The organism is Arthrobacter sp. CG_A4 (assembly GCF_035985125.1).
Classification (GTDB): domain Bacteria; phylum Actinomycetota; class Actinomycetes; order Actinomycetales; family Micrococcaceae; genus Arthrobacter.
The window spans coordinates 44,348-58,561 of record NZ_JAXCID010000016.1 but is presented as its reverse complement, the minus strand read 5'-3'; the positions used below and the strand labels follow the sequence as shown (position 1 = coordinate 58,561).

At 67.5% G+C, this 14,214-nt stretch carries 14 protein-coding genes; 8 read left to right on the top strand and 6 right to left on the bottom strand.

All coding sequences use genetic code 11. From position 1 onward, the window contains the following. Positions 1-287: 287 nt before the first annotated feature. On the bottom strand, positions 288-1,739 hold the full coding sequence (locus RCH07_RS08925) for a sugar porter family MFS transporter (RefSeq protein ID WP_326967110.1): 1,452 nt from the start codon (positions 1,737-1,739) through the stop codon (positions 288-290). Between the two features lie 355 nt (positions 1,740-2,094). Between RCH07_RS08925 and RCH07_RS08920 the strand changes: the two genes are divergently transcribed. Further along, a complete protein-coding gene (locus RCH07_RS08920) occupies positions 2,095-3,027 on the top strand; it encodes a hypothetical protein (protein ID WP_326967109.1) in 933 nt (310 codons plus the stop codon). 54 nt (positions 3,028-3,081) lie between these two features. Here RCH07_RS08920 and rraA read toward each other — a convergent pair whose 3' ends face one another. Beyond that, entirely contained in the window at positions 3,082-3,558 is a 477-nt protein-coding gene (rraA, locus tag RCH07_RS08915) for a ribonuclease E activity regulator RraA (RefSeq protein ID WP_326967108.1), read from the bottom strand. Between the two features lie 102 nt (positions 3,559-3,660). On the opposite strand from rraA, the gene RCH07_RS08910 reads away from it, so the two are divergent. The 4 genes from RCH07_RS08910 to RCH07_RS08895 all read left to right on the top strand — a co-directional run bounded on the left by RCH07_RS08910 (position 3,661) and on the right by RCH07_RS08895 (position 8,059). Continuing rightward, the gene (locus RCH07_RS08910) at positions 3,661-4,977 is read left to right on the top strand and encodes an MFS transporter (RefSeq protein ID WP_326967107.1); all 1,317 of its coding nucleotides are present in this window, start codon (positions 3,661-3,663) and stop codon (positions 4,975-4,977) included. A gap of 192 nt (positions 4,978-5,169) precedes the next feature. Beyond that, the gene (locus RCH07_RS08905; protein WP_442784797.1) at positions 5,170-5,826 is read left to right on the top strand and encodes a TetR family transcriptional regulator; all 657 of its coding nucleotides are present in this window, start codon (positions 5,170-5,172) and stop codon (positions 5,824-5,826) included. Between the two features lie 317 nt (positions 5,827-6,143). Further along, positions 6,144-7,355 carry an NAD(P)-dependent malic enzyme gene (locus RCH07_RS08900; protein ID WP_326967105.1) on the top strand — a complete coding sequence of 404 codons (1,212 nt, stop codon included), beginning with the start codon at positions 6,144-6,146 and terminating at the stop codon, positions 7,353-7,355. A gap of 203 nt (positions 7,356-7,558) precedes the next feature. Further along, entirely contained in the window at positions 7,559-8,059 is a 501-nt protein-coding gene (locus RCH07_RS08895) for a DUF456 domain-containing protein (RefSeq protein ID WP_326967104.1), read from the top strand. A 55-nt stretch (positions 8,060-8,114) separates the two neighbouring features. Here RCH07_RS08895 and RCH07_RS08890 read toward each other — a convergent pair whose 3' ends face one another. Then, entirely contained in the window at positions 8,115-8,282 is a 168-nt protein-coding gene (locus tag RCH07_RS08890) for a hypothetical protein (protein WP_326967103.1), read from the bottom strand. A gap of 25 nt (positions 8,283-8,307) precedes the next feature. Here RCH07_RS08890 and RCH07_RS08885 point away from each other — a divergent pair, with 25 nt between their 5' ends. Then, entirely contained in the window at positions 8,308-9,300 is a 993-nt protein-coding gene (locus RCH07_RS08885; protein ID WP_326967102.1) for a hypothetical protein, read from the top strand. Positions 9,301-9,420: 120 nt separating this feature from the next. On the opposite strand, the gene RCH07_RS08880 is transcribed toward RCH07_RS08885, so the two are convergent. From RCH07_RS08880 to RCH07_RS08870, 3 genes are all read right to left on the bottom strand, one after another. Then, on the bottom strand, positions 9,421-9,933 hold the full coding sequence (locus RCH07_RS08880) for a hypothetical protein (RefSeq protein WP_326967101.1): 513 nt from the start codon (positions 9,931-9,933) through the stop codon (positions 9,421-9,423). Positions 9,934-10,076: 143 nt separating this feature from the next. Next, positions 10,077-11,555, bottom strand: a complete 1,479-nt coding sequence (locus tag RCH07_RS08875) for a WXG100 family type VII secretion target (RefSeq protein ID WP_326967100.1) — start codon at positions 11,553-11,555, stop codon at positions 10,077-10,079. Between the two features lie 117 nt (positions 11,556-11,672). After that, positions 11,673-12,131: an Lrp/AsnC family transcriptional regulator gene (locus RCH07_RS08870; RefSeq protein WP_326967139.1), complete on the bottom strand. Its 459-nt coding sequence runs from the start codon at positions 12,129-12,131 to the stop codon at positions 11,673-11,675. A 473-nt stretch (positions 12,132-12,604) separates the two neighbouring features. Between RCH07_RS08870 and gluQRS the strand changes: the two genes are divergently transcribed. Both gluQRS and RCH07_RS08860 read left to right on the top strand, forming a co-directional pair. Continuing rightward, positions 12,605-13,507, top strand: coding sequence for a tRNA glutamyl-Q(34) synthetase GluQRS (gene gluQRS / locus RCH07_RS08865; RefSeq protein WP_326967099.1), 903 nt, complete (start codon positions 12,605-12,607; stop codon positions 13,505-13,507). 16 nt (positions 13,508-13,523) lie between these two features. Continuing rightward, the gene (locus RCH07_RS08860) at positions 13,524-14,213 is read left to right on the top strand and encodes an HD domain-containing protein (protein ID WP_326967098.1); all 690 of its coding nucleotides are present in this window, start codon (positions 13,524-13,526) and stop codon (positions 14,211-14,213) included. Position 14,214 lies beyond the last annotated feature (1 nt).

Genomic DNA, 14,214 nt, shown 5'->3' with positions numbered 1-14,214 from the left:
ATGCACTGCATCTGACGTTGCTGCGGGTGCCTGTTGCGGGTGCCGTGTGATCGGGTAGCGGTGTGCCTGTTGCCGGGCGCCGGGGTGCCGTGTGATCGGGGAGCCCGGCGGCCGCAGCTGCCCCCAGGTCCGGTCGCCGTCGTGGTCCTCATGGTCATCTGTATCCCCAACCCGCCGAGGTGACAGTTAAGGCCCATGTTTCCCGGAAACATGGGCCTTAACTGTCACCTCGTGAGGCGGGAGCGTGCGGTGCGTTGGTGCGACGGGCGACGGGAGGCGGGCGGGGCTCAGGCCCTGGTTGAATCCTTCGCGGAACCCTTGGGAACGAAGAGTGTCTCGGCCTGTTCCAGGGACATTCCGTTGGTCTCCGGCACCTTGAACTTCACGAAGAAGAACGACGCCGCCGCGAACATGGCGTAGATGGCGTAGGTCACGGGCAGGGAAGCCGCCGCCATGACCGGGAAGCTCAGGGTGATGGCGAAGTTGGCGATCCACTGGGCTGCAGCGGCGAGGCCCAGTGCGCGGGCGCGGATCCGGGACGGGAAGATCTCACCCAGCAGCACCCAGACGAGCGGGCCCCAGGACGCGCCGAAGCTGATCACGAAGACGTTGGCGGCAACTAGCGCGGCCGGGCCCCACACACCGGGCAGTGATATGGCATCGCCGGCTCCGGTGGCGGACCCGAAGGCCAGGGCCATGGTGCCCAGCGAGACCGCCATGCCGATGGAACCCGCGAGCAGAATGGGCCGGCGGCCGATCCGGTCCACCAGGGCGATCGCCACCAGGGTCACCAGAATGTTCGTGATCGCGGTGGCCACGGAGATCGTCAGGGAGTCCTTTTCCTGGAAACCTACAGCCTTCCACAAAGTGGTGGAGTAGTAGAAGATCACGTTGATGCCGACAAATTGCTGCAGCACGGAGAGGATGATGCCGATCCACACGACGGGCTGCAGGCCGAAGGCCTTGCCGCGCAGGGAGCCCTTCTGGCCGGCGACCTTGTCGTCCTGGATGGCCTTCTTAACGTCGCGCAGCTGGCGGTCCGTGTCCTCGGCCGGGGCGATGGACTGGAAAATCTTGAGGGCTTCCTCATCCTTGCCCTGGAACACCAGGAACCGCGGCGACTCGGGCAGGGTATACGCAATCCAGCCGTAGACCACTGCGGGCACGGCGCCGGCAAGGAACATCCAGCGCCAAGCTTGAATACCGAACCAGAGCTCCTGGCCGGCGCCGCCGGCGAAATTCGCGAAGAGGGCGTCCGAGAGGAGTGCGGCGAAGATGCCCATGGTGATGGCGAGCTGCTGGAGCGACGCCAGCCTGCCACGGACGTGGCGCGGGGATATCTCGGAGATGTACGCCGGGGCGATCACGGAGGCCAAGCCGATGCCCAAACCGCCGACGAGGCGCCAGAAGATCAGGTCCCACACACCGAAGGCGAAGCCCGTGCCGATGGCACTGACCAGGAACAGCAGGGCGCCGATCTTCATGGCGGGGATGCGGCCGTAGCGGTCGGCGACTTTGCCGGCCAGGTAGGCACCCGCCGCGCAGCCGAGCAGTGCCACGGCCACGGCAAAGCCGGTCACGGCCTCGCTGAGCGCGAACTCATCCTTTATCGCGTCCACGGCGCCGTTGACCACGGAGGAGTCGAAACCGAAGAGGAACCCGCCGACGGCGCCCGCCACGGCCAGCCAGATGACCCGCTGGGGGATCTTGGCTGCGGTCTGGTCTTGGGTGGTTGTCATCTGTCTCCCTCGGCATTTCGCGTTCCGCGGCCTGCGCCGCAGCTACCAAGTCTTACACCAGAGCGGTAGCGACGCCCGTCACGCGCCGTAAAAGTGAGAGGAAACATACTTTTGGCGGACTCCGCGGGCAGGCGCCGTCGCCGTCTGATGCCGTCCGACGCCGACGCCGACGCCGATGCCGTCCGACGCCGAGGTGAGACTTCGCGCCCATGTCTCGACCAGTCATGGGCGCGAACTCTCACCTCGGCGGGCCTGACCATGAAGTCCGAAGGGTAGGCGGTGGCGGGGTGTGGATAACTTAGGCGGGGTGTGGATAACTTCAGCGGGCGGCGCCGGTTTCCTTCATGATGAGGGGATGCGCAGACTTGAGCTTCCAACGACGCTGGCGGAGGGATCATTCTCCGTCTTGGCTGCCGATGCGGCCGGGATCCCCCGGAAGCGGACCCGCGCCCAGGACCTGATCACCGTGTCCCGCGGCATCCGCGTTCCGCCCGGCTGCGGCGCACACGGCGCCGCAGCCCTGCGGGCCTATTGCCAACTCGATGGATGCACCGTGCTCTGTCACCTCACTGCGGCGAGGATCTGGCGCGTTGGCCTTCCGCCGTGGGCAGACTGCGACTGGAGGATCCACCTTGCCCGGCCGCGGGGCGGCAGCATCCCGACACGGGCGAACGTGGCGGGGCACCGCCTCGCGCTGCGGCCCGGGGACGTGGTGATGCTCGACGGCGTCCGGGTTACCTCGCCCGAACGCACCTACCTCGACCTGGCCGCGACTCTGGCATTGGACGATCTCGTGGCTGCCGGGGATTCCTTGGTGTCCGAACACGGTCCGGAGTTCCCCTCCCCCCGGGCGGCCCTGGCGAGCGTCGAGACGCTGAACCGGATGCTGCTCCAGCACCCGGGAGCCCGGCACATCCGGAGGGCCCGGGAGGCCCTGGGGCTCGTGCGCGTCGGCGCGGATTCCCCTCCGGAGACGCGGCTGCGCCTCGCCGTCGTCCGCGGTGGCCTGCCGGAGCCGGAGCTCAACCACGTGGTCTGGGGGCCGGCCGGAGCCCCGGAGCTGTGGCCGGACGCAGCGTATCCGGCCTACGGGGTAGCGCTGCAGTACGACGGGCTCCACCATGGCGGGGTCAGCCAGCATCTGCGCGACATCCGCCGTGCCCGAACCACGGAAAGGCTGGGCTGGTGCGAGGTGCGGGTCGCAAGGGACGATCTGGAGGGGGAGTGCCCCACCGTCGTCGGGAGGGTCCGGCGTGTTCTCCTGTCCCGTGGATGGACGCCGAGGTGAGACTTCGCGCCCATGCTGGTTCGAGTCTTGGGCGCGAAGTCTCACCTCGGCGGCTCAGCGCTCGACCAGTATTCCGTCCGGATCGCACCAGATCATCGCCCCGGGCCGGAGGGCGACGCCGTCGATCTCGACTTCCACGTCGCTTTCGCCCGCGCCTGCTTTGGCGCTCTTGCGCGGGTTGCTGCCCAGCGCCTTCACCCCGAGCGGCAGCCCGGCGATGGCCGCCCGGTCGCGGATGGCGCCGTTGACGACGACTCCGGCCCAGCCGTTGGCGACGGCGCTCGCCGCGATCAGGTCGCCCATCAGCGCCGTGCGCAGCGAGCCGCCGCCGTCCACCACCAGGACGGCGCCGTCCCCGGGCGTGGCCAGAGTTGACTTGACCAGGGCATTGTCCTCGAAACAGCGGATGGTCCGGACGGGGCCGTGGAAATGCGTCCGCCCGCCGATCGACTGGAATTGCAGGGCCACGGAGTCGAGTTCGTCGCCCCGTTCGTCGAAGAGATCGGCGGTGTTGACGGCGGATGCGGTCACGGTTTCTCCCTGATGCTGGAAATAGTCGGCGGGCTTAGCTCCCCACGATAGTCTGGGCCCACACCGATTTTCAGCGATTGCCGTCAGTTCCGGGGGAACCACATGAGCCTGTCCGATCTACCCGGAGCAGATCCGGACCCAGCTCTCACGAGTCAGGCCGCAAACGGCCCGACGGCGGTGGCACTCGCGGAACCTGAGCGGCGCGTCCGGCCCGTCTGGATCACCGGGGTGGTGCTCGTCAATGTCGGCATCAATGCGGCGTTCTTCGGTCCGATCCAGGTGCTGCTCGGCCAGCAGGCCGCGGCCTTCAGCGAGGGGGACAAGGAGGCGATCCTGGCTCTGGTGACCGGTGCAGGCGCCGCGGTATCGCTGGTAGCCAACCCTCTGTTCGGCGCGTTTAGCGACCGGACCACCTCGCGGCGGGGCCGGCGCGTGCCGTGGGTGCTCTTCGGGGCGGTCCTCGGCGCCGTGGCACTCATCGCACTGGCGGGGGCGCCCAACGTCGCCGTCATGACCCTGCTCTGGTGCCTCGTCCAGGCCGGCTGCAACGGCGCCTACGCCGCCATCACTGCCGCCATCCCGGACCGGGTGCCGGTGGCGCAGCGCGCCACGGTGGGCGGCCTCGGGGCCATGGGGCAAACGGTCGGCATCCTGATCGGCGCGGTGATCGCCGCCGCCGTTACCGGGAACTTCGCCGTCGGCTACCTTATCTGTGCCGTGGCGCTTCTCGCCGGCGTCGTACTGTACTTCTTCACAAACGACGACGTGCCGCTGCCCGCGCAGGCCCGCCCCCCGTTCAGCCTGGCCGGCTTTGTGAAGGGCTTCTGGATCTCCCCGGCGCTCTACCCCGACTTCGCCTGGGCCTGGTTGACCCGGCTGCTCGTGAACATCGGCAACCACATGGTCACCCTCTACCTGCTGTTTTTCCTCACGGACGCCGTCCACCTTGAAGAAACACAGGGCATGGCGCCGGAGTTCGGCGTGCTGATCCTGACCGGGCTCTACGCGGTGATGGTGATCATCACGAGCGTCATTGGCGGCCCGCTGAGCGACCGGATGGGGAAGCGGAAGCCGCTGGTCATCATCTCCTCGGTCATCATTGCGGTGGCCTCCCTGATCCTCGCCTTCACGCCGACCTGGACCGGCGCCCTGATCGGCGCCTCCGTGCTGGGAATCGGCTTCGGCTGCTACCTTGCCGTGGACTTCGCCCTCATCACCGAGGTGCTGCCCTCCGCGCTGAGCCGCGGCAAGGACCTGGGCGTCATCAACATCGCCAATTCCCTGCCGCAGGTCCTCGCTCCGCTCATCGCATTCCCCTTCGTGACCATGTGGGGAGGATACGTTTCGCTGTACGTGGCTGCCGCTGTCATCGGGCTTCTGGGCGCCGTGTTTGTGGTCAAGATTAAGGGTGTGGACTGACGCCGCAGGGGCGCTGAGGAGGCGCCACCGGAGGCGCCGCCGGCTTTCCGTGTGACTGGCTGACCGCCCGGTGGCGTGGCGTATAGTGGACGGGAATTGCCGCGGCAGCGCTATGGGGGATCCCTCCCGGCTGCCGAGAAAACCGAACCCGGAACGCTGCTGATGCCTGACTTCCACTCAGAACTTCCACCGATGGCCCATCCGCCCACCCTCACCCGGCAAAAAATCCGCTACACCCGGATTCTCGATGCGGCCGCCAGTTTCGCCCGCAAGGGGCTTGACTCCGTGGCCCTTTCCGAGGTTGCGGCCAAGGCCGACGTTCCGCTCGGAACGCTGTGCCGCTACTTTCCCTCAGCCACCCAGCTGGTGCTGGCGCTCTACCGCCGGCAGCTCGCGGAGCTGCTGGCGGCCCACTCGCCAGCCCCCGCCGTCTCCGCCCCCACGGCCGCTCCCACGGCCGCCGCCACGGCCGGTGGCACCTTCGCGAAAATGAAGGGTGCCGGGCGGTATGCCGAACACACCGCGGACGACGTCCCGGCCCACGCCCTCGCCGGCGTCGTGATGGAGATCTTCCACATGCGCCTCATGCAGCCCGCCGTCGAACAGAGCCTCGGCAAAACGGCTTATGTGCCGGACACCGACACCACGCAGCTGCTGCGCGAGATCGATTCGACCGCGGAAAGGGCCGTCACCGCCGTGAGCGGCGACGCCGCCGTCTCCCGGGTGCTGCTGCTGACCGTCAGCGGACTGGTCCAGGCAGTCCGCTGCCGCCGCCTTTCCCTCTTTGAGGCCGAGGAAGACCTGAAGAGGGCCTGCTGGCTGCTGACCCGCAGCCGCCACTCCGCGTAACCCGCACGTAACTGGACTAGACCAGCAGCGGTGGTTAGTGCCAGGCGTGTACAAGCGTGTTCCCGTGGTGTCAGCCGCGTTGCAGGCTGGATAAACGTTTCACCGCGGCCGGCAGTGTGTCCTGTGCCACCTCATGCGGCTGATGATGTGGTTACCATTGCAGATCCGGAGCGGCCCGCCGCCAGCAGTACCCGGAGCGTCACCGCCAGCCCGCCAACCTTGGGCCGCCACGGATGTTCCACCCGCCATCTTGAGCATGACTGTGCTTGAGCTTCCATGAGCCGTATGCCCACGGTGAGCCCCCAGGAGACAACGACGTGTCCACTGAAACGATCAATCCTACCGACGCTGATTCACCCGCCGAGCCCGTAGCGGTGCTCAGCGACGAGGAGATCTTCGCATCCCACCAGGGCGGCAAGCTTTCGATTTCCAGCACCGTACCGCTCGCCAGCAAGCGCGATCTTTCCATCGCCTACACGCCCGGCGTAGCCCAGGTCAGCCGCGCCATCGCCGATGACCCGGAACTCGCCAAGACCCTCACCTGGGCCCAGCGCCTCGTGGTCGTCGTCAGCGACGGCACGGCCGTTCTCGGCCTCGGCGACATCGGCGCCAGCGCCTCGCTGCCCGTGATGGAAGGCAAGTCCGCCCTGTTCAAGGCCTTCGGCGGGCTCGACTCGATCCCGCTGGTGCTCAGCACCACCAACGTCGACGAGATTGTCGAGACCCTCGTCCGGCTGCGTCCGAGCTTCGGCGCCGTCAACCTCGAGGACGTCTCGGCGCCCCGCTGTTTCGAGCTCGAGGAAAAGCTCATCGAGGCCCTGGACTGCCCGGTGATGCACGATGACCAGCACGGCACCGCCGTCGTCGTCCTCGCCGCCCTGACCGGCGCCGCGAAGGTAACCGGCCGCGAACTCGAGAAGCTCCGCGTCGCCGTTTCCGGCGCCGGCGCGGCCGGTATTGCCGTCGCCCAGATGCTCCTCACCGCCGGCATCACCGACGTGGTGCTGCTGGACTCACGCGGCGTGATCAACAGCGAGCGGGCGGACATCGCCGCGGACCAGGCCAGCAAGAAGGCCCAGTTGGCCAGGAGCGGAAACCCGCGCGGCGTCTCCGGCGGTCCCGCCGAGGCACTGCTCGACGCCGACGTCTTTATCGGTGTTTCTTCGTCGAAGCTGGCCGAGGAACACCTGTCGCTCATGAGCCAGGATTCAATCGTCTTCGCCCTGTCTAACCCGGACCCCGAGGTCATGCCCGAGGTCGCGCACAAGTACGCGGCCGTCGTCGCCACCGGCCGCAGCGACTTCCCGAACCAGATCAACAACGTGCTCGCGTTCCCCGGCATCTTCCGCGGCGCCCTCGACGCCGACGCCCGCCGGATCACCCCGGCCATGAAGCTGGCCGCGGCCCGCGCCATCGCGGCGCTCGCCGAGAACGATCTCTCCGCCGACTACATCGTGCCGAGCCCGCTGGACCCGCGGGTGGCCCCGGCTGTTTCGGCGGCAGTCGCCGCGGCAGTCGAAGCCGAGTAGCTACCACCGAACGCAACGGACGACAGGCTACAAACGACCAGCTACTGACGAACAGTCGACGACGGCGGCGCTTCCTTTAGTCCCGGCGGGGCAGGCGGCGCCGTCGTCGTCCGGTCCCTATGCTTTCCGGTGTTGTCCGGCGGCCTCTTCGCCTGTCCCCTCAGCTGTCTCTTCAGCGCCGCCCCGAACCATAGACTGGGGTGATGAATCCCGAGACTGCTGTGACGATTCTCTGCGGCCTGGCCATCCTGGTGGGCGTCGCGGGAACCATCATTCCCGTGCTGCCCGGCAGCATCCTGATCGGGCTCAGCCTGCTGGCCTGGGCGATCTGGGGCGGCGCCGGCACCACGGGCTGGGTGGTCTTCGGCATCGGAATGGTCTTCGTTCTGGCCGGAATGGCGGCCAGCGCCGTCCTGACGGGGCGCAAACTTAAACAGCACAGCATCCCCGGCCGCTCGGTTGTCGCCGGACTCGTTTTCGGCGTGGTGGGCATGTTCATCATCCCCGTGGTGGGACTTTTTGTCGGCTTCGCGGCGGGACTCCTGCTCGGCGAGCTGCACCGCACCCGAGTCTTCCGGACCGCTGTGGCCTCCAGCTGGGCCGCGCTGAAAGCCACCGGGCTGGGAATGATCGTGGAATTCGGCCTCGCCTGTCTCGCCGCCAGCACCTGGGTGATCGGTCTCTGGGTCGCGGCCGCGGCCTAACTGGGCGGCCCGGGGAGTCGTGCCGGGTGTCCCAGCCCGGGCCGGTCCCCTGAGTTTAGATACTCACAAACTCTGCCGGCACCAGCCGGCCGGTGGTCGTCGTGTACCCCAGCCCGGACGGCAGCGTATGGCGCCGGTGGATGAAGTCGTCGCTGGCCTCGGGGGTTTTGGGGCCCGGGCGGGCAGCTCCTGAAGCGGACAAGTCGTCGTGGAGTTCAGCCATTCCCAGAGCCTACTAGCATGGGTGCATGAGCGCCGGACCCGCAGAATCCGTTCCCCAACACCCCGTCCTCTACCGCGACACTCGCGACCTGACGCCCTTCCGCAAAGCCCTGGTCCGGACCCCTGTGCGCGTCCTCGCCGACGGTGTGGGCGGACTGGTGTCCGGAGTCCTGGCGCGGAGGATCCGCGGCACCCTGACTGTCGAGGGCGCCGTCCCGCGGCTGGCAAAGGGTTTCGGCGCCGGACCCGGCAAGGCGACCCGCGCAGTGCACGCCGCCATTTTCGCCAGCACCGACCCGGACCGGTTGATCAAGCTGGCGCGCACCTACCATGGCTGGGCCGGGCTCTGCTACGTCATGGCCGGGCTGCTGGCCTACGCGCACGGCGGCCAACTGCGGGCCGCCGAACTGCTCCGGCGCGGCCTCTCGATGAGGAACGACGACGACGCGAACCGCTACGCCTCCACCTACCTCTCCGGCGTGGTCACCCGCGTGGCAGTGGCCGAGCGGATCGAGGTTCCGGTTTTGTTCAGCGAGGAAGCCGTGTTCCTTGCCCTGTCGCACTCGCTGCGCGAGACCGGCCAGACGGAGGCCGCGCTGGCGGCGCTGACCGGCCTGCCGCCGTCGTTGCCGCTGGCCCTGGCCCGCTGCTCACTGGCGGCGGCGCTGGGGCGGGATGCGGAAGTCGCGGCGGACACCGAGGGACTGCTCAACGGCGACGACCTCGCCGCCGCGCTGCTGCTGGTGCGGGCCCGTTCGCTGCGCAGACTCGGCGACTACGCTGCCGCCCGGGCCGCGCTCCGTGAGGTCCTCCGCCGGCGCAAGACCGACTTCACTCTGCGCGGCGATGCCCTGACGGACCGTGCGCTGCTCCTGTTGGACAGCGGACGGAAGTCCCTCAATCCGCGTGAGTGGCAACGACGGAAACCCGCCGAGCTGGCGGCGGTGAAAGTGATCCGGAAGGACGCCGAAATCCACGAGCTCTGGGACCGCGAATACGGCAGGGGCGACGGAAGCTAAGCGGGCACCGCGGCTAAGTACGGTCCCGGTCCGGGCAGCGGGTACAGTCGAGGCTGGGCCGCACCTGGTCCTTCACCGAGTGGTATATGCCACGGAAGTAATGGATTGGCGCTTCCGCGTTCAGCCTGCCCGCACCGGGCTGACGTGAACGATGATGACCTGGGTGTCTTTCGAGCCGTCGTAGCGGAGGTCGTAGCTCACGCTCAGGCCGGTGGCTGTCCCAGGCCCGAGGGAGAAGCCGCTCTTGTCTTCGGGCTGGCGGCTGATGGAGGAAATCCAGCCTTCCGCCGCGCGGCTCTCGATGCCGTACTTCATTACGCCATCCCGGATGAGGCCGAAGTATGCCTCCCGTGAGTCCGCGGTGAGGAAGTACGTGACTTCGCTGAAGTCCGGCAACGCGCTTACGGTCATGAAGCGGATCCGGTCCGTCTGCCCGTGGATCTCGCCGGTCGGACCCTCGATGGTGAGCGCGATTTTGCCGGAGGCCTTGATTTGGGGCCCGTAGCTGCTGTCGGTGACCCGCACAGCGGACTTCAAGAGCTCTCCGCTCCTCATGTCCAGACGCGCCTGACGGCTGTTTTCAATTTCTTGAACGCCGGCAGCGTCGAGAGTGGAGTATTCAGAGGATGTCATGGTGCTCCCAGAGGACGGGGTCGGGTCGGCGGAAGAGCCGGGGGACGGGGGGAGGACCACCTGGCAGCCCGTGATGGTCAAGCCCAAGCCCAGGGCTGCTGCGGCGACGGCGAAGGTCCACGGACGGGGCAGCGCGTGCGGCGTCACTGATGCACCTCGGCACTGAATCCGGACGCGAAGCGGTCCATGATGTGCGGGATGTTGTTGGTGGGGCGGTGTTGTACCACACGGTCATTGAAGTCGGAGCCGATGATGTCCCGGGCGCGGCCGGGATCGGCGCGGAGCAGCTCCTGGTACGCCGGGAGGGTGTTCCGGCTGATCAGCGCCCAGCGCAGATCAGCGTCGGCAATGTTGCCGTTCGGGAACCCGGTGGTGAAATCGGTGCGTACCTGGGCCGGGTTGTCCCAATGTGTGTACGGTACGTTGTCCGGACCGGGGCTCTCCACACTGAACTCGTAGGGAAAGACCTCAGGGAAACTCCGGGCCCCGGGGATGGACGGCTCGCCGGCGAGAGTCACCAGATAGGTCACGGCTTCCCCGCCGGGATGGTTCCGCATGGTGTCGTAATCGTCGGCGATGATCTCGTTCTGTTCCCGGAACAACAACGCCGTATTGCCCTCCCTGACCCGTGCCGGATCGCCCGAGTCGATCTGCTCCCAGGCCCGCGCCGTCTCAGCGTTGATCACGCCGGAATCGCGGAGGCGGCTCATTTCCTCCGGACCGCCCGTCAGGTAGGCCTCGTGCTGCCGGGCCTGGTCGAGGAAAATCTCCTTGTTCATGTCCAGCATGCTGGTTTCGTAGAACCTGATTTCTGCGTCCGTTATGCCCGCCAGTTGCTCGAGCTCGTCCAGCATCGGAAGCGGAATGTTCGACGCCGGATGGTCGGCGATCTGCTGGGCAAGATCCCGCATCACGGCCATGTCTTTGAATCCGCCGGCGAAGGAGGGACCGATCATGTTGGCCATTCCGGCCCACTGCAGATCGGGGTTCGCCAGATACGCCTGGCCATAGAAGTCGTAGACCTTCTTTATGGTCTCCCAGTTATAGTCGGTGCCCTTGGTGGTGTCCCAGGCGGCGGGGTCGATTCCCATCTCCAACATCGCCTGCTGGTTCCAGTACCCGCTGAGGAAATCTGCGTACTCCCGGGACTTCGTGTCAATGGCGCCGGAATCGGCGGCCGCGTCCATAGCAGCTTTGGCTGCCGCCGGGTTGTCCAGTGCCCACGTCCTGAATTCGTCGCTCGCCAGGTACGCCACACGTTCCGCTGCCGTCATCGCATCGAGTTTTTCGGTGAATTCCCGGGCTGTGCCGCCGTCGTCCGCGGCGACGACTCCGGGGCCCGAACCCGCGCCGCTCTGACTGGTGCGCTCCTGTTCGTCGGCATTGATGAGCACGGCTTTGGCGGCTGCTTCGATCCCGGCTGATGCGGCCTTCAGCGCCCTAATGTGGGATGAGGTCCAGTCGCTGCGGAAGCGCTCGCCGTCGTTCCCCTTCCAGTGACTGGCGCTGATGGTGCCGCCGAGCTGCTGGCCGAGCTGGTTGAGCCGCCGGGCGCCGCCGGCCAGGTCCTGTGCCAGCCGGCGCAGCTGGGCGACGTCCGCCCCGTAGAAGTTACCCGCCACATTTCCCCCTGATTGATTCCCCGGCCAGCCTAGCTGCAAACCGCGCAGGCGGCGATGGGGAGGGCTCCCCGGGGCGGGCGGCGGGCTGCGGGCTGCGGGCCGTCGGGCCCGCGCGCCTCAGGAGTCCAGCAGCCCCGTGGTCCGGTAGGGGATAACCTCGCGGAGGAACATGCTGGTGGAGGTCCGCACAATCCCCGGGCAGAGCCGGATTTCTTCGGACACGCGGTAGAGATCGTCCGGGCTCGTCGCCACCACCCGGATCAGCAGATCGGTCTCACCGGCCGGGGCATGGCATTCGAGCACCTCCGGGATGTTCCGCAGCGCGGCGATCGCCTCGTTCAGATGGCTCTGGTCCAGTTCGGCGCTCACCGACGCCGCCACGCCCCGGCCCAGGGCGGACGGCAGCACCCGGCTGCTGTTCCGGCGGAGGGCGCCCGACGCCGACATCCGCTCCAGCCGCGACTGTACGGTGCCGCGCGCCAGGCCCAATTTCTGGGCCAGCACCATGATGGGCAGCCGGGGATCCTCATCGAGGGCAATGAGAATCCGCCGGTCTGTCGCGTCGAGTACCTGCAAAATGACCACTTCCTGCCGATGTCTGCCGCGCGCGTTAGTCAGATTGACCAGTTTTAGGGACGTCTGTTGCACCAACTGTAGGGCTTCTGTTGGAATAGTGACAACAAAGGGACACAGGCTACCGCCGGATCCCGAAGGCTACAGGAACCCCGGCACACCACCCGGACACTGGATGAGGTATCCCGCAAGGAACCCGCCGCTGATTGACACTTGTTCACGCATCGTCTTTCGCAGAAAAATCTCCGCATTCGCAGTGCCATGGCCCGGAGCAACGCCCGCGGGCCCGGCACGGCAAGAGCCCCTGAGCCACCGACGTCGGTTCCTCCGAAGTCATCGGTAGCTGAGGGGCTCTTGTGCCTTTTCAGGGCAACGCGGGGTCACATCGCGCCCATGTTGGACCCCGCAATGGGCCGTAGGTGACCCCGCGTTGGTGTTTGGAGGGAGTTGTGTGGTGTGCCGCATAGGCTGGTTCCATGACGTCTGCCGGCCGCTTCGCCCCCAGCCCCTCCGGCGAGTTGCATGTGGGCAACCTCCGGACGGCAATGCTGGCGTGGCTCTTTGCCCGCTCCACCGACCGCCGGTTCCTGCTGCGCGTAGATGACCTGGACCGTGTCCGGCCCGGCGCCGAGGCGGAGCAGCTCCGTGATTTGGCGGCGGTCGGTGTGACGTGGGACGGCGCCGTCGTACGCCAGACGGACCGCGGGCCACTCTACGCGGAGGCGACGGAACGGCTGACAGCGGCGGGCCTGACGTACGAGTGCTTCTGCACACGCCGCGAGATCCAGGAGGCCCCGTCCGCCCCGCACTCCCCGCAGGGCGCGTACCCGGGCACATGCCGGAATCTTTCCGCGGCGGAGCGGGGCGCCAAACGTGCGGTCCGGCCCGCCGCGATCCGGCTGAGAGCTGAGATTGCGGAAGCAACCGTGCTGGACGTGCTGCACGGCAGCTACACCGGAGTGGTGGACGACTTTGTGATCCGGCGCAATGACGGCGTGACCGCCTACAACCTTGCTGTGGTGGTGGACGACGCAGCCCAGGGCATCGACCAGGTGGTCCGCGGAGACGACCTGCTGCCGTCCACGCCGCGGCAGGCCTATCTGGCCTCGCTTCTGAGTATGCCTGTTCCGGAATATGTGCATGTGCCGCTGGTGCTGAACGCCCACGGCGTCCGGCTGGCCAAGCGCAACGGCGCCGTCACACTCGGTGACCTTGCGATCGCCGGCGTTGCGGCCGCCGAGGTGCGGGATCTGCTGCTGGCCTCCCTCGGACTGCCGGCGGGAACCCTGGAGCGCGCGCTTGCAGTCTTTGACGCGGCAGCGCTGCCGCGGGGGCCCTGGGAGTGGCCCGGTGCCGGCCGGCACAACGCACGGAGCTGACGCGTACGCTGGAAGTATGTCAGAACTTGAATTCACGGAAGTGCGCTCCCCTGAACCACCGACCCCTCAATCGAGCTTCACCGTGGAGACGGCGAAGATCCTTGCCGAAGTGGCCCACAACCGCCAGAAGGACAAGCTCAAGCGCCCCTATCGCGAACATGTGATCGCCGTCGGTGACGCCCTGGCGGATTTCGACGACGACATCCGGATCGCCGGCTACCTGCACGACATCGCCGAGGACACGCCGATGACCAGGGAAGCGCTCCTGGCCATGGGCGTCTCAGTGCGCACCGCGGACATCATCGAACGTGTCACCAAGCGTTTCCAAGAGAACCCGGACGACTACCAGGCCGGCATCCGCTACATCGCCGAGGACCACGACGCCACCCTGGTGAAGATCGCGGACAACGCGCACAATTCCCTGCCGGAGCGGGTCAGGGCGCTGGCCGAGAAGTGGCCGGACAAGCCGCCGGTGACCCGTTACGAGGAGGCCCGGCCGGTGCTCTACGCCGCCGTTCCGGTCGAGGAAACCAGGAAGATCCTCGCCCGCATCAACCCGTGGCTGCTCGATGAGCTCGATGACCTGCTCGACGAGGCGGATGACACAGACTACGAGAACCTTTCCTACGAGGACGTCCCGGCCGGGCCTGTCGAGACCTCCGTTCCGGTGGCGGGCGCCGCCGGGACCGGGTCCCACCGGGACTGAC